This is a genomic window from Streptomyces sp. NPDC048643 (assembly GCF_040650615.1).
Taxonomy (GTDB): domain Bacteria; phylum Actinomycetota; class Actinomycetes; order Streptomycetales; family Streptomycetaceae; genus Streptomyces.
Genome location: NZ_JBEZHO010000015.1, coordinates 48,274 through 73,036 on the forward strand (window position 1 = coordinate 48,274; position 24,763 = coordinate 73,036).

A 24,763-nucleotide genomic window follows, 5' to 3' on the forward strand; every position below is an offset into this window, starting at 1 on the left:
GCCCGGGTGCTGACTGTGACCTCTGTGAATGTGAACGGGCTCCGGGCCGCCGCGAAGAAGGGTTTCGTGGGGTGGCTCGCGGAGACCTCCGCGGACGTGCTGTGCCTCCAGGAGGTGCGGGCCGAGCCCGGGCAGCTCCCCGAGGAGGTGCGCGCGCCCGAGGGCTGGCACGTCGTGCACGCCCCCGCCGCCGCCAAGGGGCGCGCCGGTGTGTCCCTTTACACACGCCGCGAGCCGGACGCCGTCCGCGTCGGCTTCGGGTCCGAGGAGTTCGACGCCTCCGGCCGCTACGTCGAGGTGGACCTGCCCGGCGTCACCGTGGCGAGCCTCTATCTTCCCTCGGGCGAGGTCGGCACCGAGCGGCAGGACGAGAAGATCCGCTTCATGGCGGAGTTCCTCGGCCACCTCAAGGGGCTCAGGGAGCGGGCCGCCGCCGACGGGCGCGAGGTCGTCGTCTGCGGCGACTGGAACATCGCCCACCAGGAGGCCGACCTCAAGAACTGGCGCGCCAACCGCAAGAACTCCGGCTTCCTGCCCGAGGAGCGTGCCTGGCTGGGCCAGGTCCTCGACCCGTCCGACGGCGGCTACGTGGACGTCGTCCGCGCCCTGCACCCGGACACCGAGGGGCCCTACTCGTGGTGGTCGTACCGGGGGCGGGCCTTCGACAATGATTCAGGGTGGAGGATCGATCTTCATGTCTGCACACCGGGGCTCGCGGGCAAGGCGGTCAAGGGGTTCGTGGAGCGCGCCGCCACGCACGAGGAGCGCTGGTCCGACCACGCGCCGGTGACGGTCGTCTACGACCTCTGAGCCGGGCGGCGCCGGGTGGCGTCCCGCGTCCCGATCGCCGGGGTGCGGGCGCCCGACGTGCCTCAGTCCTGGTGGTCGTTGCCCCGCAGCCGGCGGTCCAGGGCCATCGACAGTTCCGCTTCCACCACGCTCTTCGCGAGGGGGCGCAGGCGGTGGAGGTCCTGGGGGGTGCGGTCCTCGGTGAGGACCAGGGTGGTGAAGAGTTCGGCGAGGGCGTCGGTGTGGTCGCGCACACGGCGGGCCGCCCGCAGGACGTCGGCGAGCGGGATGCCCTCGCGGACCAGCGCGGCCGAGACGTCCAGCAGGCGGCGGCTGATGTGGACGATCTCGCCGCCGTCCGTGCCGAGATAGCCGAGGTCGAGCGCGGCGGCGAGGTTCTCCGGGGTCGCCTGCCCGGCGAAGACGTCGGCCAGTTCCTCGGGGGAGAGGCGGACCGGGGTCTCCTCGGTCGGCTCGCCGAGGCCGAGCAGCTCGCCCACGTCGCGCCCGTGGTCGAAGGCCTCGGCCAGCTCCGCGATGCCGTTGAGGGTGTGGCCGCGTTCCAGGAGTGCCGAGATGGTGCGCAGGCGGGCCAGGTGGGTGTCGTCGTACCAGGCGATGCGGCCCTCGCGCCGGGGCGGCGGTATGAGCTTGCGTTCCCGGTAGAAGCGCAGGGTGCGCACGGTGATGCCGGCCTTCTCGGCCAGTTCCTCCATGCGGTACTCGTGCCCGCCGGGGTCCGGGAGGCCGGTGTCGGCGAGCGGGCCCGGGCCCTGTTCGCGGGTCGCGCGCGCCCGTGGGCCGACGCCGCGCGCACCGCTCCCCGGCGTCCGCGCGCCCCGCGCTCGCGCCCCGGCGCCCCGCTTTCCTGATCCCTCGGCCACCTGCGCACCCTACGTCGTACCCCCGGTAACTTTCCCGTCCCCGACCCCTACCCATCAGTACGAAGCTGTTCTACGCTCCGATTGCGCCAGTGTTCACTGGCAGAGTCGTGCGGACCAGGGAGGCGTCGGGATGACCGAGCACGAGCATGTACGGGTGGCGGTGATCGGGTCCGGGTTCGGCGGGCTGGGGGCCGCGGTGCGGCTGCGCCGCGAGGGCATCACCGACTTCGTCGTCCTGGAACGGGCCGACAGCGTGGGCGGCACCTGGCGGGACAACAGCTACCCGGGGTGCGCCTGTGACGTGCCGTCGCACCTGTACTCGTTCTCGTTCGCGCCCAACCCCGAGTGGCCGCGCACCTTCTCGGGCCAGGAGCACATCCGGGCCTACCTGGAACACGTGGCCGACGTCTTCCGGCTGCGCCCGCACCTGCGGTTCAACTCCGAGGTGCAGATGATGACCTGGGATGCGGAGAAGCTGCGCTGGGGGATCGAGACGAGCAGCGGCTATCTCACGGCGGACCTCGTGGTCTCCGCGACCGGGCCGCTGTCCGACCCCAAGATCCCCGAGATCCCCGGGATCGACACGTTCACCGGCGAGGTGTTCCACTCCGCCCGCTGGGACCACGACTACGACCTGCGCGGCAAGCGCGTCGCCATGATCGGCACCGGGGCCTCCGCCATCCAGATCGTGCCGGCGATCCAGCCGGACGTCTCCCGGCTCACCCTGTTCCAGCGCACCCCGCCGTGGGTGATGCCGCGCGTCGACCGGGCGATCACCGGCGCCGAGCGGTGGCTGCACCGGCAGCTGCCCTTCACCACGCAGGCCCGGCGCGGACTGCTCTGGGGCATCCGGGAACTGCAGGTGCAGGCGTTCACCAAGCGGCCCGACGAACTCGGCCTGGTCGAGCGGCTGGCCAAGCGGAACATCGCGCGCGCCGTGAAGGACCCGGCGCTGCGCGCGAAACTGACGCCCGACTACCGGATCGGCTGCAAGCGCATCCTGCTGTCGAACGCCTACTATCCGGCGCTCACGAAGCCGAACGTGGACGTCGTGGCCTCCGGCCTCACCCGGATCGAGGGCTCCACGCTGGTCGCCGCCGACGGCAGCAGGGCCGAGGCCGACGCGATCGTCTTCGGGACCGGCTTCCACGTCACGGACATGCCGATCGCCGACCGCGTCGTCGGGGCGGACGGCCGGACGCTGGCCGAGGCGTGGAAGGACGGCATGAAGTCGCTGCGCGGCGCGACCGCGGCCGGCTTCCCCAACTGGATGACGATCATCGGGCCCAACACCGGGCTCGGGAACTCCTCGATGATCCTGATGATCGAGTCCCAGCTGAACTACATGGCCGACTTCGTACGGCAGTTGGACGTCCTCGGCGGGCGCGTGGCGCTCGACGCGCGGCCCGCGGCCGTGGACGCCTGGAACGACCGCGTGCAGGAGCGGATGAAGCGCACCGTGTGGAACACCGGCGGCTGCACCAGCTGGTACCTCGACGCCAACGGCGTCAACACGACCGTGTGGCCCGGCACCACGACGGAGTTCCGGGGCGCCACGCGCCGGGTCGACCTCGCGGAGTACGAGGTGGTGCGGGCGGCGGAGCCCGCACCCGGACCCGCGGTGACGAGTACCCGCACGAAGAAGGCGGTGGCGGAGGCGTGAGCCGGCTGACGCACGACGCGCACGGGGTGTACGCGCCGCCCCCGCCCGTACGGGAACTGGTCGCGCACTCCGCGGACGGCGCGACCCTGCACGTCGAGGTGCACGGCCCCGAGGGCGCGCCCGCCGTGGTCCTGGCGCACGGCTGGACCTGTTCCACGGCCTTCTGGGCGGCGCAGATCCGGGACCTCGCCGTCGACCACCGAGTCGTCGCCTACGACCAGCGCGGTCACGGGCGCAGCCCGGCGAGCGAGCTGTGCAGCACGGACGCGCTCGCCGACGACCTGGAGGCGGTGCTCGCGGCCACGCTGGCGCCGGGCGAGAAGGCGGTGCTCGTGGGGCACTCGATGGGCGGGATGACGCTGATGGCGGCGTCCACCCGGCCCCGTTTCACGGAGCACGCGGCGGCGGCGCTGCTGTGCAGCACGGGGAGCACCCGGCTGGTCGCCGAGTCGCGGGTCGTCCCGCTGCGGGCCGGCCGGCTCCGGACGCGGGTCACCGGAGCCGTGCTCGGCTCCCGCGCGCCGCTCGGGCCCGTCACACCGGTCGCCCGCCGGATCCTCAAGTACGCGACCATGGGCGCCGGTTCGTCCCCGCTGATGGTGGACGCCTGCGCGCGGATCGTGCACGCCTGCCCGCGGACCGTGCGGCACGCCTGGTCGGCGGTCCTGGAGTCGCTCGATCTCGACCACGGCGTACGGGAGTTGCGGGTGCCGACGGCGGTGATCGCGGGGACGGCGGACCGGCTGACCCCGGTCGTGCACGCGCGGGCCCTGGTGGCGGCCCTGCCGAACTGCGTCGGCAGCACCGAACTCGCGGGGGTCGGGCACATGACGCCGATCGAGGCGCCGGAGCTCGTGACCGCCCGGATCCGGGAACTCGTCACGACGTACACGCAGACCGCCGGGAAGATCGAAGAGATCAAGGAGGGCGCATGAGCAAGGTGAGTCTCGAAGGACAGGTCGCGGTCGTCACGGGGGCGGCGCGCGGCGTCGGGGAGCTGCTCGCGCGCAAGCTCTCCGCGCGCGGGGCGAAGATCGCCCTGGTCGGCCTGGAGGCGGACGCGCTGAAGCAGGTCTCGGAGCGGCTGCACAGCGAGAGCGACCACTGGTACGCCGACGTCACCGACCACGAGGCGATGGCGCGGGTCGCCCAGGAGGTCAAGCAGCGGTTCGGCAAGGTCGACATCGTCGTCGCCAACGCCGGGGTGGCGAGCGGGGGTCCGTTCCTGGACTCCGACCCGGTCGCCTGGCGGCGGGTGATCGAGGTGAACCTGATCGGGTCGGCGGTGACGGCGCGGGCGTTCCTGCCGGTGCTGATGGAGAGCCGCGGTTACCTGCTCCAGATCGCCTCGCTGGCGGCGATCACGCCGGCTCCGATGATGACGGCGTACTGCGCGTCCAAGTCGGGTGTGGAGGCGTACGCGCACAGCCTGCGGGCCGAGGTCGGCTACAAGGGCGTCCGGGTGGGCGTCGGGTACCTGTCGTGGACGGACACGGACATGGTGCGGGGCGCCGACCAGGACGAGGTGATGCGGGAGCTGCGGCAGCGGCTGCCGTGGCCGTCGAACAAGACGTATCCGCTGGGTCCGGCCGTCGACCGGATCGTGGCGGGGATCGAGCGCCGCTCCAGCCATGTGTACGCGCAGTGGTGGCTGCGCGGGATGCAGGGCATCCGCGGGTATCTGCCCGGGATCATCGGCGCCGTCGGGCAGCGGGAGATGCGGCGGTTCGAGCCGCGGCTCGGCACCGTGCGGACGGGGCTCGTCGGGGCCGGCGGAGCGGCCGACGAGCAGGAGCGGGAGGCGTCGGCACCCTGATTCACCGGGGGGTCTCACGGAGCGTGACTGATCGAAATGCGCGGTACGTCCCTGCGTGTCAGTCTGATCGAGGCCCGAACACCCGTCCCTCGCAACGGGATCGACGGGATCGGGCCGACCCCCCTCACCCACTACGGGAGTGAATCTCATGGGCATGCAGGACCAGTTCAAGGACAAGGCCGAGCGTCTTCAGCAGAAGGCCAAGGGCAAGCCGGGCGCCGCGCGTGACGAGGCGAGCGAGCGTTCCCCGCAGGAGCGCGACCACGCCATGCCGGCCACGGACCGTGCCCGGCAGGAGGCGCAGGACCGCTTCGACCAGGACTTCGACGCCTGATCGGCCTTCCGTTCTGCATGAGTCGGGGTGCCCTCCGCACGGAGGGCACCCCGCTCTGCTGTCGGCCCGCCGGCTGCCGTCGGAACGGGCGCTGTCGGCGCTGTCAGTCCGGGCGCGGAGGGAGCTGCGGGCGCGTCCGGTCCGGGACGTTCGAGTAGTCCGGCGGGGACGCGGCCGGCTGGCTGCGCAGCAGGTCCAGGGAGAGCTGGATGGCGTCGTCGAGCTGGGCGTGGCGGCCCTCCGCCCAGTCGAGCGGGGTGCGCAGGATCTCCAGGTCGGGGGCGACGCCGTGGTTCTCGACGGACCAGCCGTAGGCGTCGAACCAGGCGGCGTTCATCGGCACCGTGATGACGGTGCCGTCGCCGAGCCGGTGCCGGCCGGTCATGCCGACGACACCGCCCCAGGTCCGCTGCCCCACCACGGGGCCGAGCTTCAGCAGTTTGAACGCGGCGGTGATCATGTCGCCGTCGGAGGAGGTCGCCTCGTCGGCGAGGGCCACGATCGGGCCGCGGGGGGCGTTGGAGGCGTACGAGACGGGCTGGGCGTTGCGGGTGAGGTCCCAGCCGAGGATGGTGCGGGTCAGTTTCTCGACGACCAGCTCGCTGATGTGGCCGCCCGCGTTGCCCCGCACGTCGATGATGAGGGCCGGGCGGGAGACCTCCATCCGCAGGTCGCGGTTGAACTGGGCCCAGCCCGAGCCGCCGAGGTCCGGGATGTGCAGATAGCCGCAGTGGCCGCCGCTCAACTCCCGCACCACCTGGCGGCGTTTGGCCACCCAGTCCTGGTAGCGCAGCGGGCGTTCGTCGATCAGCGGGACCACCGCGACCCGGCGGGAGCGGCCCTCGCCCTCGGCCGGCCGGAAGGTCAGTTCCACGGTGGTGCCGCCCGCGCCGGCGAGCAGGGGGTAGGGGCCGGTGACCGGGTCCACCGGGCGTCCGTCGACGTGGGTGAGAACGGCGCCCACGCGGATGCCGGTGCCCGCCAGCGGGGAGCGCGCCTTGGAGTCGGAGGAGTCGCCGGGCAGGATCCGCTTGAGCATCCAGTTCCCGTCGCGGCGGACGAGGTTGGCGCCCAACAGGCCCTGCCAGCGCTGGTAGTGGGCGGGGCCCTCGTTGCGGCGGGCGGCGCTGACGTAGGCGTGCGAGGTGCCCAGTTCGCCGAGGACCTCGCGCAGCAGGTCGGCGAACTCGTCGGGGGAGGCGACCCGTTCGACCAGCGGGCGGTACTGCGCGAGCACCGCGTCCCAGTCGATGCCGCACATGTCCGGGTCCCAGAAGTAGGCGCGGGTGATGCGGCCGGCCTCGTCGTAGGCCTGGCGCCACTCGGCGGGCGGGTCGACCTCGTGCAGGATGCGGCGCAGGTCGATCCAGACGGTGGAGTCGCTGTCGCCGGACTCGGTGGCGGGGACGGCGCGCAGGTCGCCCTCGTCGACGACGACGAGCCGGGAGCCGTCGCCACTGACGGCGAACCAGTCGAGGTGGTCGACGAGTTCGGACTTCTTGGCCTTGGTGATGTTGAAGAACTCCAGGGTGGGACGGCCGGTCGTGTCGTCCGGGTTGGCGAAGGTCTCGCCGAGCGCGCCGGAGATCGGCCAGCGCAGCCAGACCAGACCGCCGCCCGCGACCGGGTACAGCGCCGAGTACTTGGAGGCGGTGACCGGGAAGGGGGTCACCCGGCTCTCCAGGCCTTCGAGTTCGACGGTCGCCGCCGTGCCGTCGTCCGACTCCTCCTCGACGGGGTCGAGGCCCCCGGCGACCGGCCGCCCGTCCGGGTTCAGGGCGAACGGGGAGGGGGTGGCGGAGGACAGGGGGACGAGGTAGGGGCGGCAGCCGAGCGGGAAGGACAGGTCGCCGGTGTGCACGTCGTAGACGGGGTCGAAGCCGCGCCAGGACAGGAAGGCGAGGTAGCGGCCGTCCCGGGTGAACACGGGGTTCTCGTCCTCGAAGCGGCCGTTGGTGACGTCGACGACCAGGCGGTCCTTGATGCGGGCCATCTTGATCTGCCGCAGGGAGCGGCCGATCCCGGGATGCGACCAGGTCAGCCAGGCGCCGTCCGGGGAGAACGCGAGGTCGGTGACCGGGCCGTTGATGGACCGGATCAGCTCGGTCACCTCGCCGGTGGACTCCTCCGTCGCGTCCAGCAGGAGCAGCCGTCCGTCGTTCGAGGCGACGGCGAGGCGCTCGCCCTGCGGGTCCGAGACCAGTTCCAGGACTCGGCCGAGTTCCCCGGAGGCGAGGCGGCGCGGTGCGCGGTCGCCGGTCGCGCGCGGCAGGTAGGCGATCTCGACGGCGTCCTCGCCCTCCGCGTCGGTGACGTAGGCGACCTGGCCGCCCGAGCCGAGCATCTCCGGGAGCCGGACGCGGACGCCGGGGGTGTCCGCGATGGTGCGCGCGGGGCCGTCGCGGTGGGTGAGCCAGTACAGGCTGCCGCGGACGACGACGGCGCTGGCCCGGCCCGTCTCGTCGACGGAGATGCCGTCCACGTGCTGGGCGGCCGGCACCTGGTAGGGGCGCCGTCCCGCGCGCGGGCCGCCGAGCCGGACGTCGAGGCGGCGCGGGACCGACGTGGGGGAGAGGTCGTCGACGATCCACAGGTCGCCCGCGCACTGGTAGACGACGCGGGTGCCGTCCGACGCGGCGTGCCGGGCGTAGAAGGCGTCGTGGTCGGTGTGCCGGCGCAGGTCGGAGCCGTCGTGGGCGCAGGAGTAGAGGTTGCCGACGCCCTCGTGGTCGGAGAGGAACGCGATCCGTCCGCCGACGAACATCGGGCAGTCGAGGTGGCCCCCGATGTCGGCGACGAGCTGCCGGCCGTGCAGCCAGATGCGGCCCATGGCGCCGCCCCGGTAGCGCTTCCAGACGGCGGGTTCGTGCGGGGGCGTACCGGTGAGCAGCAGCGTCCTGCGCTCGCCGTCGATGTCGGCGACGGCGATGTCCGAGACGGGCCCCCAGGGCAGCTTGCCGCCGGGGTCGCCGTCGGTGGGGACGCTGTGGGCCCAGGTGAAGTACGAGAAGGGCTGTCCGTGCGAGGCGACGGCGAGGATGTCGCCGTCGGGGGACCAGCCGCAGACCTGGGTGTCCGCGCTGCCCCAGTAGGTGAGCCGGCGGCCGGGACCGCCGTCGACCGGTGCCAGGTGGATCTCCGGGACGAGGCTGCGCCAGCTCGTGTAGGCGATGGTCCGGCGGTCCGGCGAGAAGCGGGGGTGGCCGACCTTGGTGCGGTCGACGGTGAGCCGCCAGGCGCGCCCGCGGCCGTCGAGCGGGGCGACCCACAGGTCGTCCTCGGTGACGAAGCAGAGCCGGTCCCCGCTCAGGTGCGGGAAGCGCAGGTAGCCGGGGGAGTGCTCGTCCGTGGTCGCGTTCTCGTGCTCGTCGCTCACCTCCCCATGCTTTTCCGCCGGAGAGGCCCCGGCAACTTGTGGAACGGGGGAATCCGGCGCCGTTCCACTCCCCGCAGGCCGGCCGTTTCCTCGCTTCGGCCGTCCGGTTCCCGGTGCGGGCGTGACTCAGCCCACGTACGAAACGGTTTCGTTTCGTTGACGTCGGGGGTATCTTCGGAGACATACGAATCCGTGTCGTACGAAGCAGAGGTGACCGGGATGACTGAGGCCGCAACGGTGCGTCGCAGTCGGATCACGCCCGAGCGCGAGGCCGAGCTGTACACGGCCGTGCTCGACCTGCTTCGGGAAGTCGGCTACGACGCCCTCACGATGGACGCCGTCGCCGCCCGTACCCGTGCCAGCAAGGCCACCCTCTACCGCCAGTGGGGCGGCAAGGCCGAGCTCGTCGTGAAAGCGCTGCGGCACCACAAGCCGCTGAAGTTCTCCGACATGGACACGGGAAGCCTGCGGGGCGACTTCCTGGCACTCGCCGCCCGGCAGGACGACTGCCAGATGGAGCAGGACTCCGCGCTGATGCGGGGGCTGGCCATGGCGGCGCACGGGAACCCGGATCTGCTGAAGGCGTTCCGGGAATGGCTGGTCGAGCCGGAGATGGAAGAGCTGCGCCTGGTGCTCCAGCGCGGCGTCGACCGAGGTGAGATCCGTGCGGACAACCCCGCGATGCAGTTCGTGATGCACATGCTGATCGGCGGCTTCGCGGCTCGCACCATGATCGACGAACTCCCGCCGACGCAGGCCTTCCTGCATTCGTACATCGACGCCGTGGTCCTCCCCGCTCTCGGCGCCTGATCCCTCGGCCCTCCACCCCCTTCACCTTCCTCACCCTCTCCAAGCCCCTGTAGTTGCACCTGACGCGCCGCTCACGTCGTCGGGCTGATCACCCCTGCCCCCACTCGGGTGGTCACACCAGCCCCTGCCATCCCACGACCTGACCGGGAGTTCGCCCTCGTGGCCACGTTCCTCTACAAACTCGGCCGATTCGCCTTCCGGCGACGGCACTTCGTCGCCCTGATGTGGGTGGCGCTGCTGACCCTCGCCGGTGTCGGCGCGGCCTCCGCGCCCGTCGCCGGGGCATCCTCCTTCTCGATCCCCGGCACCGAGGCGCAGAAGGCCTTCGACCTGCTGGAGAACCGCTTCCCCGGGATGAGCGCCGACGGAGCGACCGCCCGCGTCGTCTTCAAGGCCCCCGACGGCGAGAAGGTCGCGGACCACGACAACAAGGCGACCGTCGAGAAGGCCGTCAAGGTGCTCGGCACCGGCTCCGAGGTCACCTCCGTCGACGACCCGTTCAAGGCGCACACCGTCAGCAAGGACGGGTCGATCGCCTATGCCTCGGTGAAGTACAAGGTCTCCGGCATGGAGCTGGAGGACGCCTCGAAGGACGCCCTCGAGTCGGCGGCGCAGGACGCGCGGGACGCCGGGCTGACCGTCGAGGTCGGCGGTGACGCGCTCCAGGCGACACCCGAGACCGGGTCCACCGAGGTCATCGGCATCGCGATCGCCGCGGTCGTCCTCGTCATCACCTTCGGCTCACTGATCGCGGCCGGACTGCCGCTGCTCACCGCGCTGATCGGTGTCGGCATCGGCGTCTCGACGATCACGGCCCTCGCCAGCGCCCTCGACCTCGGCTCCACCACCTCCACCCTCGCGATGATGATCGGCCTCGCGGTCGGCATCGACTACGCCCTGTTCATCGTCTCCCGCTACCGGGCGGAACTGGCCGAGGGCCGAGAACGCGAGGAGGCGGCCGGACGGGCCGTCGGCACCGCGGGCTCCGCCGTGGTCTTCGCGGGCCTGACCGTCGTCATCGCCCTGGTGGGCCTGTCGGTCGTCAACATCCCGATGCTCACGAAGATGGGCGTCGCCGCCGCGGGCACCGTCGCCATCGCCGTCCTCATCGCGCTGACCATGATCCCCGCGCTGCTCGGCTACGCGGGCCGCAGGGTCCAGCCGGCCGGCAAGAAGAGCAGGCTCCTCGGCGGCGGGCGCGCCGCCAAGAAGGAGGGCAAGCCCAACATGGGCACCCGCTGGGCGAGTTTCGTCGTCCGTCGCCCGCTCGCCGTGCTGCTGCTCGGCGTGATCGGCCTCGGCGCGGCGGCCCTCCCGGCGACCTCCCTCGAACTGGGCCTGCCCGACGACGGTTCGCAGCCGACGTCCACCACACAGCGCCGTGCCTACGACCTGCTGTCGGACGGCTTCGGGCCCGGCTTCAACGGCCCGCTGATGGTCGTCGTCGACGCCAAGGCGAGCGACGCCCCCAAGGCCGCGTTCACCGAGGTCACCGACGAGATCAAGGGCCTCAAGGGCGTCGTCAGCGTGTCGCCCGCGGTGCCCAACAAGTCCGGCGACACCGCGATGATCACGGTGGTCCCCGACTCGAAGCCGTCCTCCGTCAAGACCGAGGACCTGGTGCACGCCATCCGCGGCGCCGGCGGTGAGATCAAGGCCGACACGGACGCCACGGTGCTCGTCACCGGCTCCACGGCCATGAACATCGACTTCTCGCAGAAGCTCAACGACGCGCTGATCCCGTATCTCGCGCTCGTCGTCGGTCTCGCGTTCCTGCTGCTGATCGTGGTGTTCCGCTCGATCCTCGTCCCGCTGAAGGCGGCCCTCGGCTTCCTGCTCAGCGTGATGGCGGCCCTCGGCGCGGTCGTCGCGGTCTTCCAGTGGGGCTGGCTGGCCAACCTGATGGGCGTCGAGGAGACCGGCCCGATCATGTCGATGATGCCGATCTTCATGGTGGGTGTCGTCTTCGGTCTGGCCATGGACTACGAGGTGTTCCTCGTGACCCGCATGCGCGAGGCGTACGTGCACGGCGAGAAGCCGAGCCAGGCGATCGTGACCGGGTTCAAGCACGGCGCGCGGGTCGTCACGGCGGCCGCGGTCATCATGATCGCCGTGTTCTCCGGGTTCATCGGCTCCAGCGAGTCGATGATCAAGATGATCGGCTTCGGCCTCGCGATCGCCGTCTTCTTCGACGCGTTCGTGGTCCGCATGGCCATCGTCCCGGCGGTGCTCGCCCTGCTCGGCAAGCGCGCCTGGTGGCTGCCGAAGTGGCTGGACCGCGCGCTGCCGAACGTGGACGTGGAGGGCGAGGGCCTGCGCGCCCTCGACGAGAAGCGCCGCGACGGCGACGAGGACCGGGAACTGGCCCGCGTCTGATCCGTCAGTGAGCCACCGGGGTGGCGGCCGTGTACGTGCGACGAAGGAAGCGGATCAGGGCTTTCGCGTCGAGCTGCACGACCGCCACCCCTTTCGGCGAGTGGAACTCCAGGACCGCCTGCACCCGACCGCACGGCCAGACGCGGACGTCGCCGCTGCTGGCGGGGACCCGCAGGCCCTGCTCCAGGAGTTCACGGGCGAAGACCCATTCCTTGGGGCCCGGCAGGGTGATGTGCACCTGCGGGGGGTCGCTCTCCGGGTCGTAGCGGAGGGCCACCGGGACGGCCCGGTGTTCGTCCTCGGCGGAGTCGGCCGTGTCGGTGACGATGTGAGCGCGTGCGTACTGTTCGACGGCGTACATGAACCGACTCCTCACGCTGCGTAACCTGTGCGGAATGTGTGAATCCGTCACCATTCCAATGTCGCACATCTCACGGAAACCGCTCTCCGGCTGCCCGCGACCCCTCCTTCATGTGCGTCGTGTCGTTCCCCTCCGTCTTCCCGGTCACGGCGAGCGCATGTACGGAACACCGTGAGGCACTGGTCACGCCCGCCGGTGAGGAGGGCGGAGCCGGGCGGTGAGGAGGGCGGAGCCGGGCAGCCGGCGACTATTCGAGGGTTCCTCGCTCTTGCAAGTAGTTCGCAAGTGGGCACTATCATCGAACGGTGCATGTGCCTGACGGATTCATCAACGTCCCTGTCTCCGCTGTCACGGGAGTGGTCGCCGCCGGCGCCATCGCCGTCAGCCTGCGAGGCGCCCGACGCGAACTCGACGAGCGGACCGCGCCGCTCGCCGGCCTGGTCGCCGCCTTCATCTTCGCCGTACAGATGCTGAACTTCCCCGTAGCCGCCGGGACCAGCGGACATCTGCTCGGCGGTGCGCTCGCCGCGATCCTCGTCGGCCCCTACACAGGGGTCCTGTGCGTCTCCGTCGTCCTGCTCATGCAGGGCATCCTCTTCGCCGACGGCGGCCTGACCGCCCTCGGCGTGAACATCACCGACATGGCGATCGTCACCACCGTCGTCTCCTACGCCCTCTTCCGCGGCCTGGTGAAGGTGCTGCCCCGCACGCGGCGCTCGATCACCGTCGCGTCCTTCGTCGCCGCGCTGCTGTCCGTCCCGGCCGCCGCCGTCGCGTTCACCCTCATCTACGCCGTCGGCGGCACCACCGACATCGCGATCACCAAGGTCGCCACCGCGATGATCGGCGTCCACGTCCTCATCGGCATCGGCGAGGCCGTCATCACCGCGCTCACCGTCGGCGCCGTCATCGCCGTACGCCCCGACCTCGTGTACGGCGCCCGCGGCCTCCAGCAGCGGCTCAAGCTGCGGGTCAACGGCGAACTCGTCGACACGCCCGCCGCCACTCCCGCCCGGGTCCCCGTCGCCGCCCGCTCCTCGCACCGCAAGGTCTGGATCACCGGGCTGGTCACCTCCCTCGTCCTCGCCGGGTTCGTCAGCTTCTACGCCTCCGCCAGCCCCGACGGCCTGGAGAAGGTCGCCAAGGACAAGGGCATCGACGCGAAGACCGAGAAGCACGCCACGGAGGACTCCTCGCCGCTCGCCGGATACGGCGTCAAGGACGTCTCCGACGCCCGCGTCTCCGGCGGCCTGGCCGGAGTGATCGGCGTCGGCGTCACGGTCGTCGCCGGGACCGGCGTCTTCTGGGCGATCCGCAGGCGCCGTACGACCGACAGCTCGCCCACGTCCGTGCCGGAAGGCGTCTGACGTGGGGGCGGGTCACACTCACAAGCTCTACCGGCACGGGCACTCGCCCGTGCACGGCCTGCCGCCGCACACCAAACTCGCGGCCACCCTCGCCTTCGTGATCGTGGTCGTCTCCACGCCCCGCGAGGCGATGTGGGCGTTCGCGCTGTACGCCCTGCTGCTCGCCGCGGTCGCCCAGCGGGCCCGCGTACCGGCCGGCGTGCTGCTGAAGCGACTGCTGATCGAGATCCCGTTCGTGGCCTTCGCCGTGCTCATGCCGTTCGTCGCCGAGGGCGAGCGGGTGCACGTCCTCGGCCTGTCCCTGAGCGTCAACGGGCTCTGGGGCGCCTGGAACGTCCTCGCCAAGGGCACCCTCGGCGTCGCCGCCTCCGTACTCCTCGCCTCCACCACCGAACTGCGCGAACTGCTCCTCGGCCTGCAGCGCCTGAAGCTCCCGCCGCTCCTCGTGCAGATCGCCTCCTTCATGATCCGCTACGGCGACGTCATCACCGACGAGATGCGGCGCATGCGCATCGCGCGGCAGTCCCGCGGCTTCGAGGCGAGCGGGATCCGGCACTGGGGCGTCCTCGCCAAGTCGGCGGGCGCGCTGTTCATCCGCTCCTACGAACGCGGAGAGCGCGTCCACCTCGCCATGGTGAGCCGCGGTTACGCCGGAACCATGCCCGTCATCGACGAGGTGACCGCGTCCCGGGCGCAGTGGTCGTACGCCCTCGCCCTCCCGTGCGCCGCCCTCGTCGTCTGTGTGCTGGGATGGACGCTGTGATGTCTGCCGAAACCCCCGCGCCGCCCCCCGCCGGCGACGCCGTGCCCGCCTCCCTGGAGGTCTCCGGCCTCGCCTTCGCCTACCCCGACGGGCACCAGGCCCTCTTCGGCGTGGACTTCACCGTGGGGCGCGGCGAGCGCGTCGCGCTGCTCGGTCCCAACGGCGCGGGAAAGACCACCCTCGTCCTGCACCTCAACGGCATCCTGACCGGTGGCGCCGGAACGGTGCACGTCGCCGGACTCCCGGTCGGCAAACGGCACATGGCGGAGATCCGGCGCCGGGTCGGCATCGTCTTCCAGGACCCGGACGACCAGCTGTTCATGCCGACCGTCCGCGAGGACGTCGCCTTCGGACCGGCCGCCGCGGGAGTGAAGGGCGCCGAGCTGGAGGAACGCGTCCGCACCGCCCTGGAGCGCGTCGGCATGGAGGCTTTCGCCGACCGCCCGCCGCACCATCTGTCCTTCGGACAGCGCCGCCGGGTCGCCGTCGCGACGGTGCTCGCGATGGAACCGGAGATCCTCGTCCTCGACGAGCCCTCCTCCAACCTCGACCCCGCGTCCCGGCGCGAACTCGCCGACATCCTCCGCTCGTTGGACGTCACCGTCCTCATGGTCACCCACGACCTGCCGTACGCCCTCGAACTGTGCCCGCGCGCCCTCGTCCTCAGCGACGGCGTGATCGTCGCCGACGGCCGGACCGGCGAGCTGCTCTCCGACGACGCGCTGATGCGCACGCACCGCCTGGAGCTGCCCTTCGGCTTCGATCCGCGCTCCGTGACAATGGGAGCGTGACGAGACAAGAGGACGCCGGACCGCCGGCCGGGCCGTACACCGCGACCCCGGCGACGGCCGGCGCGGACGGGCCCGTGGACGTGAACGGCACCGTGGCCGCGGGATTCGAACCGGTCAGGGAGGCGTTCGCCCGCAACTTCGCGGCCCTCGGGGACCGGGGCGCCGCCGTCACCGTGTACCGCGACGGGCGCAAGGTCGTCGACCTGTGGGGCGGCACCCGGGACGTCGACGGCACCGAGCCCTGGCAGCACGGCACCGCGCAGATCGTGCGCTCCGCGACGAAGGGGGTCGCCGCCGCCGTCGTCCTGCTGCTCGCCCAGCGCGGCCTCCTCGACCTCGACGCACCCGTCGCCTCCTACTGGCCCGCGTACAAGGCGCGCGGCAAGGAGCACACCCGGGTCCGGCACCTCCTCGCGCACCGCGCCGGCGTACCGGTCCTCGACCGGCCGCTCACCCCCGCCGAGGCCGCCGACCCCGACATCGCGGCGGCGGCCGTGGCCGCGCAGACACCGGTCTGGCAACCGGGCACCGACCACGGGTACCACGCGCAGACGTACAGCTGGCTGACGGGCGAGCTGGTCCGGCGGATCACCGGGCGCACGATCGGCGCGTGGATCGCCGAGGAGATCGCCCGGCCGCTGGACCTGGACCTGTGGGTCGGGCTTCCGCCGGAGCAGGCCGGCCGGGTGGGCCGGGTCGCCCAGGTCGAGGCACCGCCCGCCCCCGGCGGCCTGCGGACCCGTCCCAAGCGCGCGGTCGTGGAGGCCTACGCCGACCCGGACAGCGTCACCCGCCGCGCCTTCGCCGCGATCACCCCGATGCCCGACGAGAACGACCCCGCCTACCGCGCCGCCGTCCTGCCCGCCTCGAACGGCATCGCCACCGCCGACGGCCTGGCCCGCTTCTACGCCGCGCTGATCGGCGAGGTGGACGGCGTCCGCCTGTTCTCACCGGAGACGGCGGCGGACGCGCGGGCCGAGCACTCGGCCGGACCCGACCGGGTCCTCGTGGTCAACACCCGCTTCGGCCTCGGCTACATGCTCCACGGCCCCGCCTCGCCGCTGCTCTCCCCGGACTCGTTCGGCCACCCCGGCCGCGGCGGGGCCCTCGGCTTCGCCGACCCGGAGTCGGGCATCGCCTTCGGCTACGTCACCAACGGCTTCCGCACGAGCGTGACGGCGGACGCACGGGCACAGGCGCTGGTACGGGCGGTGCGGGCGGCCGTCGACGCGTAGACCCGGTGAGCGGCGGCCGGAGGCGGGGGGTGGGGGGCGGCTGGACCTCCTTCACGCCCGAGGTGGCTTCCGGGGCGTCACCGGTACCCACCCCCCTGAGCCGCGGGCCCCGCGCGGGGGCGTCTCCGTCCGGCCTCGGTGCCGAACCCTGGCCGCGGCCACCGACAACCGGCGTTCCCGCGACCGCTATCCGGTGTGCAGCATCAGGCCGATGCCGACGACCAGGAGGCCGGCCGCGGCGATCCGGGGTGCCCCGAACCGCTCCTTGAAGAACACCGCGCCGATGGCCGCGCCGACGATGATCGACGACTCCCGCAGGGCCGCGATCGGCGCCAGTTCGGCGCGTGTCTGGGCCCACAGGACCAGCCCGTACGCCGCGACCGAAAGGGCCGCGCCGAGGAACCCGACCGCGGCGACCGGCTTCAGCACCGCCACGGTGTCGCCGCGCCAGCGGTGGATCGCGAACGCCGGGATCACGACCCCCTCGACCGCCATCAGCCAGGCGATGTACCCGAGGGAACTGCCGGAGGCCCGGACGCCCAGACCGTCGACGACCGTGTACGCGGCGATCGACACGCCCGTCGCGAGGGCCGCGCCGATCGCCGCCCAGTCGGGGCGCCGGCCGCGCAGCCCCCACAGCGCGACGCCGGTCAGCCCCGCGCAGGACAGGGCGACGCCGGAGGCCGCCCACCCGTCGGGCACCTCGTGCGCGAAGACCGCCGCGAGCACGGTGACGATCAGGGGCGCGGTGCCGCGCGCGATCGGATACGCCTGCCCGAAGTCCCCGAGGCGGAAGGAGCGCATCAGCAGGACGTAGTACGCGACGTGGATGACGGCGGAGGCGATCAGGTACGGCCAGGCCCCGGACGCCGGGAACGCCACGAACGGCACCATGACCAGGCCGATCAGCATGCCCCCGCCGGCGATCAGCGTGAAGCCGACGAGCTTGTCGGTGATGCGGTGCGCGATCGCGTTCCAGCACGCGTGCGTGACGGCGGCGAGCAGCACCGCCGCGGTGACGAGCGGTGTCATTCGGTGCGCTCGCGCACGTCCACCAGCGTGCCGCCCGCGTGCGCGACCAGGCTCTCGGGGTCCATCGGGAAGACGGTGTACGGGGTGCCCGCGGCGGCCCACACGGTGGCGTGGTCGAGCAGTGAACGGTCCGCGAGGACACGGGTCTTCGTCCGGTGCCCGAAGGGCGGCACCCCGCCGATCGCGTACCCCGTCGTCTCCCGTACGAGGTCCGCGCGGGCCCGGGTGACCTTCTCGGCGCCCAGCGCCTCCCGCACGCGCTCCATGTCGACCCGGGAGGCGCCGTCCATCAGCACGAGCACGGGGACGCCGTCCGCCGCGAAGATCAGGGACTTGCAGATCTGGCTCAGGTCGCAGCCGATCGCGGCGGCGGCCTCGGCGGCGGTACGGGTGGCGTCCGGGAAGCGCCGGACCTGTCCGGTCAGCTCGTCGAGCCCCAACTCCCGCAGCGCTTCGGCGAACCGGGGGTGGACGGTGTCCTCACCACGGGATGCGGATCCCGCGGCGTTCTCATCGGTGGCGGTCATGCGCAGCACGCTAGCGGTCGGTGTACGCGGCACGCGACCGGGTTCCCGTCGGGCCGGGAACGCCTGAGGGGCGCCCTCGGCAAGGGCGCCCCTCAGCTGCGTGACCTAGCTGCCCGCCTTCAGCAGTGCCGCGACGATCGGGCCGGCCGTGTCGCCGCCGTGGCCGCCCTGCTGGACGACGCCCGCGCCCGCGAGGTCGCCCTTCCACGCGGTGAACCAGCCGTTCGGCTGCTTCTGGTTGTCGACCTCGGCGGAGCCGGTCTTGGCGCCGTAGTCGGGGCCGAGGCCGGACATGGCCTCGGCGGCGGTGCCCGCGGCGGCGGTGTACTGCATGACCTCGCGGAGCTGGGAGAGCGTGGACGCCGACAGGGTGCGGGAGGCCTTGGCCAGGGTGCGGTGGTCGACCGTAGGGGAGACCAGGTACGGCTGGTGGAAGGTGCCCGTCCTGACCGTGGCGGCGATGGACGCCATGTTCAGCGGGTTCATCCGGACACCGCCCTGGCCCATCAGGGACGCCGCCATCTGCGCCGCGCTCTGCACCGGCACCGAACCGTCGAACGACGGGACGCCGACGGCCCAGTTGTTCATGCTCAGCCCGAAGACCTGCTGGGCCTGCTTCGTCAGGTCGTCGTTCTCGAGCTTCTTCGCCTGGGTGATGAAGGCGGTGTTGCAGGACCGCGCGAAGCTCGCCTTGAACGTGCCGTCCTTGATCTCGAAGTCGTCGTCGTTGTGGAACTTCCAGCCGCCGTACGTCGCCGTCTTGGGGCAGGGGTGCGGCTTGTCCGCGGAGGCCAGGCCCTTGTCGAAGAGCAGCGAGGCGGTGATGACCTTCATGGTGGAGCCGGGCGCGAGGGAGCCCTGGAAGGCGGTGTTGAAGCCATGGGAGGTGTTGGCGACGGCGAGGATCTCGCCGGTCGAGGGGCGCAGCAGGACCACCGACGCCTTCTCCTTGGCGGCGACCCGGCGTTCGGCCTCCGCCTGGAGGGCCGGGTCGAGGGTCGTCGTCACCTTGCCGGGCGTGCCCTCGCTGAGCGTCACGAGCGTCTTGTCGGGCGTCTTCTGGGCGCCCTTCTTCGCGGCCTTGCGGACCACGCGCAGCTCGATGCCGGCCTTGCCGCCGGCCGTCTTGCCGAACTTCTCGCGCAGCCCGTCGAGGACGGTGCCCAGGGACGGGAACTTGGCGGTGGTCAGTTCCCCGCCGTCGCGGTCGAGGGCGGTGACGGGAGGCGTCCCCGACGCGCCGGTGACGAGCCGGTCGCCGTCCTGGAGGTCCGGGTGGACGACGGACGGCTTCCAGCCGACCAGAGCGGCACCGTCCTTGGCCCGCCGTACGACGGTCAGCTTCGAGGAGTACGTCAGGGGCTTGGACGTGCCCTTGTAGCTGACGGTGGCCTTGACGGTGAACGGGACGTCGGCGCCCGACCGCTTGCCGCCGGTCAGGGTGACGCCGGTGATGTGGGCGTCCTTGCCGTAGCCGGTCAGGGCGGTCGTGGCGGAGGCCGAGTCGTCGGTGGCGGCGGCGGCCCCGGCGACGTCGCCCTTCTGCCAGGCGGTGAGGAAGGCGGTGGACGCGGTGTGGACCTCGGTCGCCGTCAGCGGACCCGTCCGCACCGTCGTGTGCGCGGTGCCGGTGGACGTGTCGTCCCCGGCCGCGCTGCCCCCGTACAGGCTGTAGGCGCCGAACGCTCCGCCGGCGACGACCACCGCGATCACCCCGCCGATCACGGCGGGCTGTCTCGTCCTCGGTCGCTCGGCGACCCGTCTTCTCTTGCCCACGGCCGATCGTCCTCCGCTGTCCCCTGGTGCCCTGTGGCGCCCCCGCGCCTCTCGCTCCTCAACGAGATGCCCCACCCTAGGGTCCCGCCCTGTGCGAAGTGACCTCAGCCACCCGTTCGTAGCACTGCTGCGACGATCGGACCGGCCGCGTCGCCGCCGTGTCCGCCCTCCTGGGTCATGGCGGCGGCCGCGATGTCGTTCCGGTAGCCGGTGAACCAGCTGTTGGAGACGGTCTGTCCGTCGACCTCGGCGGAGCCGGTCTTGGCGCCGACGCTGCCGCCGAGTCCGGCCATCACCTGGGCCGCGGTGCCGCTGACCGCCGTGCGGTTCATCATCGTGCGCAGCTGCGCGACCGTACCGCCGGACAGGCCCTTGGCGGTGGCCAGTTCGCGGCCGTCGAGGGAGCGGGCCACGATGACCGGCTGGCGGAAGGCCCCCGTCATGGCGGTCGCGGTCACCGAGGCCATGTTGAGCGGGCTCATCTGGACCTGGCCCTGGCCGATCATGTTGGCCGCGGTGTCCGGGCCGCCGGAGGCGGGAACCGAGCCGTCGAAGGACTCGATGCCGGTCTTCCAGTTGTTCCTGCCGAGCCCGAACCGCTGCTCGGCCTCGTTCGTCAGCGAGTCGACCTTCACCTCGTCCGCGTACTTCACGAACGCCGTGTTGCACGAGCGGGAGAAGCTGTCGGACAGGGTCGCGCTCTCCTGCGGCTGCATGCCCTTGAGGTTGTGGAAGGTCTGGCTCTGCCAGGTCGCCGTGGGCGGGCAGGGCGCGGGTCCGGTCGATGTGGTGATGCCGTTGTCGATGAGGGTCGCCGCGCTGATGATCTTCATCGTGGAGCCGGGGGCGAGCTTGCCGAGGAACGCCGCGTTGAAGCCGTCCTGGCGGTGGTTGGCGACGGCCAGCACCTCGCCGGTGCTCGGCTTCACCGCCACCACGGACGACTCCGCGTACCGCTCGACCGCCTTCTCGGCGGCGGCCTGTGCGCTCGCGCTGAGCGTCGTACGGACCTTGCCGGGACGTCCCTCGGCGAGGGTGGCCAGCGTGGTGTCGGGGGTCTCGCTGGTCCCGTGGTGGATCGCCAGCTCGATGCCGGGCGTGCCGCCCGCCTTGTCGCCGTACTTGTCCCGCAGCGCGTCCAGGATCGGCCCGAGCGAGGGGTACTTGTCCTTCGTCAGGACAACGTTGTTCCGGTCCACGGCCTCGATCGCCGGGCTGGCCGACTCGCCCGTGACCAGGGTGTCCCCGTCCTTCAGCTGCGGGTGGACGACGGACGGCTTCCAGTCCACCAGTGCCTTGCCGGTCGTCTCCCCGCGCACCACGGTCAGCCGGGACTCGTACGCGAGAGGCTTGCTCTTCCCGTCGTACGACACCGTCGCCTTCACGGAGAACGGCACGGTCGCCCCGGCCGTCGCGCCCGGCGTGATCCGCACGTGGGTCAGGTGCGCGGCGCCGCTGTACCCGGCGAGCAGGCTCTCGGCGCCGGCCTCGTAGTTCGTGTAGTCCGCCGCCTTCGCCGCGTCGCCCTTCTCCCAGGCCGTGAAGAACGCCCGGCTGGTCTCCTTGACCTCGGATCCGCTCGGCGGCCCGGTCCTCACCGGTGCGGGACCGGCGGCCCCGGTGCCCCCGCTGACCGCGGTGACGAAGTTGTACGCGCCGTACCCGGCGCCCCCCAGGACGACGGCGAACACACTGCCGATGACGGCAGCCTTGGCCCCCTTGCGCATCGCGCGATTCCCTCCCCGTGAACCCTTCCCCGAACTTCTGAACGCGTTCAGAAAAGCCGCTCTCCCCGAACTGTAGATGCGGGTGGGGCCGCCATGACAGCGGTTTCTCCGAATCGTTAGCCCGGGGCGCGCGGTTATGTGTGTGAACGCCATCCATCGGCGGGATCGGGGCACTGGTTCCGGCCACGCCAACGCCAGGAGGGCACGGCCACCGGCCGCGCCCTCCTGGTCTGTTGCCCGACTAGACCCACGTATCCAGCCACATCCGCGATCTCCATTGATCGATGGGGATCGCGGTGCCGGTGTACAGGGGCCAGAAGTAGATGAAGTTCCAGGCGATCAGGAGGACCAGGACGCCTGCTGCCGCCGCTCCTGCCGTGCGGCGGCGTTCCGTCGCGCCCGGGGGGCCGAGGATCGCGCCGATCATCATCGTGACGGCCAGGCAGAGGAACGGCACAAAGACGACGGCGTAGAAGAAGAAGATCGTGCGCTCCTGGTACATGAACCAGGGGAGGTAGCCGGCGGCGACGCCGCAGGCGATCGCGCCCGCCCGCCAGTCGAGGCGGAACGCCCAGCGCCACAGCACGTAGAGGATCGCGAAGCAGGCCGCCCACCACAGCAGGGGCGTGCCGAGGGCCAGCACCTCGCGGGCGCACTTGTCGCCCGCGTCGGAGGGGCAGCCGTCCTTGCCGGGCAGCGGGGACTCGTAGAAGTACGAGACCGGGCGGCCGAGGACGAGCCAGCTCCACGGGTTGGACTGGTAGGTGTGCGGCGAGGAGAGGCCGACGTGGAACTTGTAGACCTCGTGCTCGTAGTGCCACAGGCTGCGGACCCAGTCGGGCAGGAGCGTCCAGGTGCCGCCCTTGCCGTCCGTCGCCGCCCAGTTCCGGAAGTAGCCGCCGCTGCCGTCGGTCGGCGACAGGATCCAGCCGGTCCAGGAGATCAGGTACACGGCCACCGCGACCGGGACCGTCGCGAGGAAGGTGATGCCGGTGTCGTGCCTGAGGGCCGCCGTGTACGGGTGGCGGGCGCCGGCGACCCGGCGGGACCCCACGTCCCACAGGACCGCCATCACACAGAACGCGGCGAGGACGTACAGGCCGTTCCACTTCGTGCCGATCGCGAGGCCCAGCATCAGGCCGGCCGTCCAGCGCCAGGGCCGCCAGCCGAGGCGGGTGCTCTCGGCGGTGTCCGCGTCGGGGCGGACCGCGCCGTCCTCGTCGACGGGCAGCGCGGCGGCCAGCCGGGCCCTCGCCTTGTCCCGGTCGATGACCAGGCAGCCGAAGGCCGCGAGGACGAAGAACATCAGCACACCGTCGAGCAGCGAGGTGCGGCTCATCACGAAGTGCAGGCCGTCCACCGCCATGAGCGTTCCCGCGAGACAGCCGAGGAAAGTCGACCGGAACAGCCGCCGCCCGATCCGGCACAGCAGCAGCACCGACAGCGTGCCGAGCAGCGCCGTCATGAAGCGCCAGCCGAAGGGGTTGAACCCGAACATCCACTCGCCGAGCCCGATGACGTACTTGCCGACCGGCGGGTGCACGACATAGGCGGCGTCGCTGGGGATCCGGACGTTGCCGTTGCCCTGGAGGATCAGGTCGTTGGCGTCCTTCGCCCAGTTGACCTCGTACCCGCGGTGGATGAGGGCCCAGGCGTCCTTGGCGTAGTACGTCTCGTCGAATATCACCGCCTTCGGGCTGCCCAGATGCCAGAACCGCAGCAGCCCGGCGAACAGGGTCACCAGAAGCGGGCCACCCCACCCCGACCAGCGGTGGAAGCGGTCGGCGACCTCCTGGCGCAGACCGAGGGCGGCCCAGATCCGCGACCGTGGCTCGGGGTACGGCGGTACGAGCCGGTCGCGCACATCGCTTCGGGGCGGCGCCGTGTAGCCGAATCGGCGCAGCCGCCGCTGCCACGACGGCCGCTGATCGTCGGCGGCCTGGCCCTGCCGGGTGTCCGTGGAGGACGCGGTACTGGTCACCGCGCCATCGTAGGGAACGCGTCTGTGGGAGTCCCGCGCCTGGGCCCTTCCGGCCGGATGAGCTTGTCGGACGGTACCCCTGCGAGGATGGGAGCGTGACAGGAATCCTTGTGTTGGCAGGCACCCCCATCGGCGACATCTCGGACGCGCCGCCGCGGCTCGCCGCGGAACTGGCCGGAGCCGATGTCGTCGCCGCCGAGGACACCCGCAGGCTGCGCCGGCTCACCCAGGCCCTCGGCGTCCAGACGTCCGGCCGTGTCGTGTCCTACTTCGAGGGGAACGAGGCCGCCCGGACCCCGGAGCTGGTCGAGGCGCTCGTCGGCGGGGCGCGGGTGCTGCTGGTGACCGACGCCGGGATGCCGTCCGTGTCGGACCCCGGCTACCGGCTCGTCGCGGCCGCGGTGGAGAAGGACATCAAGGTCACCGCCGTACCGGGCCCCTCCGCCGTGCTCACCGCGCTCGCCCTGTCCGGGCTGCCCGTCGACCGGTTCTGCTTCGAGGGCTTCCTGCCGAGGAAGGCCGGTGAGCGTCTCTCCCGGCTACGGGAGGTCGCCGAGGAACGCAGGACGCTGGTCTACTTCGAGGCCCCGCACCGTCTCGACGACACCCTCGCCGCGATGGCCGAGGTCCTCGGCCCCCAGCGCCGCGCCGCCGTCTGCCGCGAGCTGACCAAGACGTACGAGGAGATCAAGCGCGGCCCGCTGGGCGAGCTCGCCGCCTGGGCCGCCGAGGGGGTCCGCGGCGAGATCACCGTGGTCGTCGAGGGTGCCCCGGACAAGGGCGCGGAAGAACTCGACGCCACCGAGCTGGTGCGCAGGGTGCAGGTGCGCGAAGAGGCGGGGGAGCGCCGCAAGGAGGCGATCGCCGCCGTCGCCGCGGAGGCCGGAATTCCCAAACGGGACGTCTTTGATGCCGTCGTCGCGGCAAAGAACGCCGCCCGAACCGCCCCATAGAAGGGCAAAGGGCCGGCTCCAAAAGCAAAGCTCAGGCCGCGTAGCGGGGCCGTTCCGACAAGGAACGGCCAAAACGGCTCCAACAGTCGACAGGGCGGATGCGTTCGTGCCGGGAGAAGCGTCCACTGGATGAAGGGACGCACCCGTCCCTCGCCTCCGGCGCATCGGCGGACTCCAGGGGAAACCCGTCGATGGAGGTGCC

Annotated in this window: 20 protein-coding genes; 12 read left to right on the top strand and 8 right to left on the bottom strand. The window is 71.9% G+C overall.

The features are described 5' to 3' along the window. Positions 1-6 precede the first annotated feature (6 nt). Positions 7-810, top strand: coding sequence for an exodeoxyribonuclease III (locus tag AB0C62_RS17365; protein WP_362973951.1), 804 nt, complete (start codon positions 7-9; stop codon positions 808-810). A gap of 62 nt (positions 811-872) precedes the next feature. Here the strand turns inward: AB0C62_RS17365 and AB0C62_RS17370 are convergent, their stop codons facing one another. After that, positions 873-1,505, bottom strand: a complete 633-nt coding sequence (locus AB0C62_RS17370; RefSeq protein ID WP_362974137.1) for a MerR family transcriptional regulator — start codon at positions 1,503-1,505, stop codon at positions 873-875. A gap of 298 nt (positions 1,506-1,803) precedes the next feature. On the opposite strand from AB0C62_RS17370, the gene AB0C62_RS17375 reads away from it, so the two are divergent. The 4 genes from AB0C62_RS17375 to AB0C62_RS17390 all read left to right on the top strand — a co-directional run bounded on the left by AB0C62_RS17375 (position 1,804) and on the right by AB0C62_RS17390 (position 5,486). After that, positions 1,804-3,336, top strand: a complete 1,533-nt coding sequence (locus tag AB0C62_RS17375; protein ID WP_362973953.1) for an NAD(P)/FAD-dependent oxidoreductase — start codon at positions 1,804-1,806, stop codon at positions 3,334-3,336. Further along, on the top strand, positions 3,333-4,271 hold the full coding sequence (locus tag AB0C62_RS17380; RefSeq protein ID WP_362973955.1) for an alpha/beta hydrolase: 939 nt from the start codon (positions 3,333-3,335) through the stop codon (positions 4,269-4,271). The genes AB0C62_RS17375 and AB0C62_RS17380 overlap by 4 nt, the downstream gene beginning before the upstream one ends. Then, positions 4,268-5,152, top strand: coding sequence for an SDR family oxidoreductase (locus AB0C62_RS17385; RefSeq protein WP_164374025.1), 885 nt, complete (start codon positions 4,268-4,270; stop codon positions 5,150-5,152). The genes AB0C62_RS17380 and AB0C62_RS17385 overlap by 4 nt, the downstream gene beginning before the upstream one ends. Before the next feature lie 148 nt (positions 5,153-5,300). Further along, positions 5,301-5,486 (top strand): hypothetical protein, encoded by a 186-nt coding sequence (locus AB0C62_RS17390; RefSeq protein WP_267051063.1) that lies wholly within the window; start codon positions 5,301-5,303, stop codon positions 5,484-5,486. Positions 5,487-5,589: 103 nt separating this feature from the next. Here the strand turns inward: AB0C62_RS17390 and AB0C62_RS17395 are convergent, their stop codons facing one another. Beyond that, positions 5,590-8,862, bottom strand: coding sequence for a S41 family peptidase (locus tag AB0C62_RS17395; RefSeq protein WP_362973958.1), 3,273 nt, complete (start codon positions 8,860-8,862; stop codon positions 5,590-5,592). 219 nt (positions 8,863-9,081) lie between these two features. Between AB0C62_RS17395 and AB0C62_RS17400 the strand changes: the two genes are divergently transcribed. Next, positions 9,082-9,672, top strand: a complete 591-nt coding sequence (locus AB0C62_RS17400) for a TetR/AcrR family transcriptional regulator (RefSeq protein WP_326842997.1) — start codon at positions 9,082-9,084, stop codon at positions 9,670-9,672. 159 nt (positions 9,673-9,831) lie between these two features. Next, entirely contained in the window at positions 9,832-12,048 is a 2,217-nt protein-coding gene (locus AB0C62_RS17405) for an MMPL family transporter (RefSeq protein ID WP_362973960.1), read from the top strand. Between the two features lie 4 nt (positions 12,049-12,052). On the opposite strand, the gene AB0C62_RS17410 is transcribed toward AB0C62_RS17405, so the two are convergent. Then, positions 12,053-12,409: an SsgA family sporulation/cell division regulator gene (locus AB0C62_RS17410; RefSeq protein ID WP_164374020.1), complete on the bottom strand. Its 357-nt coding sequence runs from the start codon at positions 12,407-12,409 to the stop codon at positions 12,053-12,055. Positions 12,410-12,714: 305 nt separating this feature from the next. Between AB0C62_RS17410 and AB0C62_RS17415 the strand changes: the two genes are divergently transcribed. The 4 genes from AB0C62_RS17415 to AB0C62_RS17430 all read left to right on the top strand — a co-directional run bounded on the left by AB0C62_RS17415 (position 12,715) and on the right by AB0C62_RS17430 (position 16,565). Further along, positions 12,715-13,776 carry an energy-coupling factor ABC transporter permease gene (locus AB0C62_RS17415; protein WP_362973962.1) on the top strand — a complete coding sequence of 354 codons (1,062 nt, stop codon included), beginning with the start codon at positions 12,715-12,717 and terminating at the stop codon, positions 13,774-13,776. Between the two features lies 1 nt (position 13,777). Next, positions 13,778-14,539, top strand: coding sequence for a cobalt ECF transporter T component CbiQ (gene cbiQ / locus AB0C62_RS17420; RefSeq protein ID WP_362973964.1), 762 nt, complete (start codon positions 13,778-13,780; stop codon positions 14,537-14,539). Continuing rightward, positions 14,539-15,330: an ABC transporter ATP-binding protein gene (locus tag AB0C62_RS17425; protein ID WP_362973966.1), complete on the top strand. Its 792-nt coding sequence runs from the start codon at positions 14,539-14,541 to the stop codon at positions 15,328-15,330. Before cbiQ ends, AB0C62_RS17425 begins: the two co-directional genes overlap by 1 nt. A gap of 74 nt (positions 15,331-15,404) precedes the next feature. After that, entirely contained in the window at positions 15,405-16,565 is a 1,161-nt protein-coding gene (locus AB0C62_RS17430) for a serine hydrolase domain-containing protein (RefSeq protein ID WP_362974139.1), read from the top strand. A 186-nt stretch (positions 16,566-16,751) separates the two neighbouring features. Here the strand turns inward: AB0C62_RS17430 and AB0C62_RS17435 are convergent, their stop codons facing one another. From AB0C62_RS17435 to AB0C62_RS17455, 5 genes are all read right to left on the bottom strand, one after another. Next, a complete protein-coding gene (locus AB0C62_RS17435; protein WP_362973968.1) occupies positions 16,752-17,597 on the bottom strand; it encodes a DMT family transporter in 846 nt (281 codons plus the stop codon). Then, positions 17,594-18,124, bottom strand: coding sequence for a YbaK/EbsC family protein (locus AB0C62_RS17440; protein ID WP_362973970.1), 531 nt, complete (start codon positions 18,122-18,124; stop codon positions 17,594-17,596). The genes AB0C62_RS17435 and AB0C62_RS17440 overlap by 4 nt, the downstream gene beginning before the upstream one ends. Positions 18,125-18,229: 105 nt before the next feature. Continuing rightward, complete coding sequence (locus AB0C62_RS17445) at positions 18,230-19,900, bottom strand: penicillin-binding transpeptidase domain-containing protein (protein WP_362973972.1); 1,671 nt, start codon at positions 19,898-19,900, stop codon at positions 18,230-18,232. Positions 19,901-20,004: 104 nt separating this feature from the next. Beyond that, positions 20,005-21,627 carry a penicillin-binding transpeptidase domain-containing protein gene (locus tag AB0C62_RS17450; RefSeq protein WP_362973974.1) on the bottom strand — a complete coding sequence of 541 codons (1,623 nt, stop codon included), beginning with the start codon at positions 21,625-21,627 and terminating at the stop codon, positions 20,005-20,007. A gap of 241 nt (positions 21,628-21,868) precedes the next feature. Next, on the bottom strand, positions 21,869-23,608 hold the full coding sequence (locus AB0C62_RS17455; RefSeq protein WP_362973976.1) for a phospholipid carrier-dependent glycosyltransferase: 1,740 nt from the start codon (positions 23,606-23,608) through the stop codon (positions 21,869-21,871). A 95-nt stretch (positions 23,609-23,703) separates the two neighbouring features. On the opposite strand from AB0C62_RS17455, the gene rsmI reads away from it, so the two are divergent. Next, positions 23,704-24,561 (top strand): 16S rRNA (cytidine(1402)-2'-O)-methyltransferase, encoded by an 858-nt coding sequence (rsmI, locus tag AB0C62_RS17460; RefSeq protein ID WP_362973978.1) that lies wholly within the window; start codon positions 23,704-23,706, stop codon positions 24,559-24,561. Positions 24,562-24,763 lie beyond the last annotated feature (202 nt).

Excerpts from the sequence above, each read along its gene's own strand:
- AB0C62_RS17450 (WP_362973974.1), bottom strand. The coding sequence starts at position 21,627 with ATGCGCAAGGGGGCCAAGGCTGCCGTCATCGGCAGTGTGTTCGCCGTC.
- AB0C62_RS17435 (WP_362973968.1), bottom strand. The coding sequence starts at position 17,597 with ATGACACCGCTCGTCACCGCGGCGGTGCTGCTCGCCGCCGTCACGCAC.
- AB0C62_RS17410 (WP_164374020.1), bottom strand. The coding sequence starts at position 12,409 with ATGTACGCCGTCGAACAGTACGCACGCGCTCACATCGTCACCGACACG.
- AB0C62_RS17425 (WP_362973966.1), top strand. The coding sequence starts at position 14,539 with ATGTCTGCCGAAACCCCCGCGCCGCCCCCCGCCGGCGACGCCGTGCCC.
- AB0C62_RS17375 (WP_362973953.1), top strand. The coding sequence starts at position 1,804 with ATGACCGAGCACGAGCATGTACGGGTGGCGGTGATCGGGTCCGGGTTC.
- AB0C62_RS17400 (WP_326842997.1), top strand. The coding sequence starts at position 9,082 with ATGACTGAGGCCGCAACGGTGCGTCGCAGTCGGATCACGCCCGAGCGC.
- AB0C62_RS17370 (WP_362974137.1), bottom strand. The coding sequence starts at position 1,505 with ATGGAGGAACTGGCCGAGAAGGCCGGCATCACCGTGCGCACCCTGCGC.
- AB0C62_RS17390 (WP_267051063.1), top strand. The coding sequence starts at position 5,301 with ATGGGCATGCAGGACCAGTTCAAGGACAAGGCCGAGCGTCTTCAGCAG.
- AB0C62_RS17385 (WP_164374025.1), top strand. The coding sequence starts at position 4,268 with ATGAGCAAGGTGAGTCTCGAAGGACAGGTCGCGGTCGTCACGGGGGCG.
- AB0C62_RS17440 (WP_362973970.1), bottom strand. The coding sequence starts at position 18,124 with ATGACCGCCACCGATGAGAACGCCGCGGGATCCGCATCCCGTGGTGAG.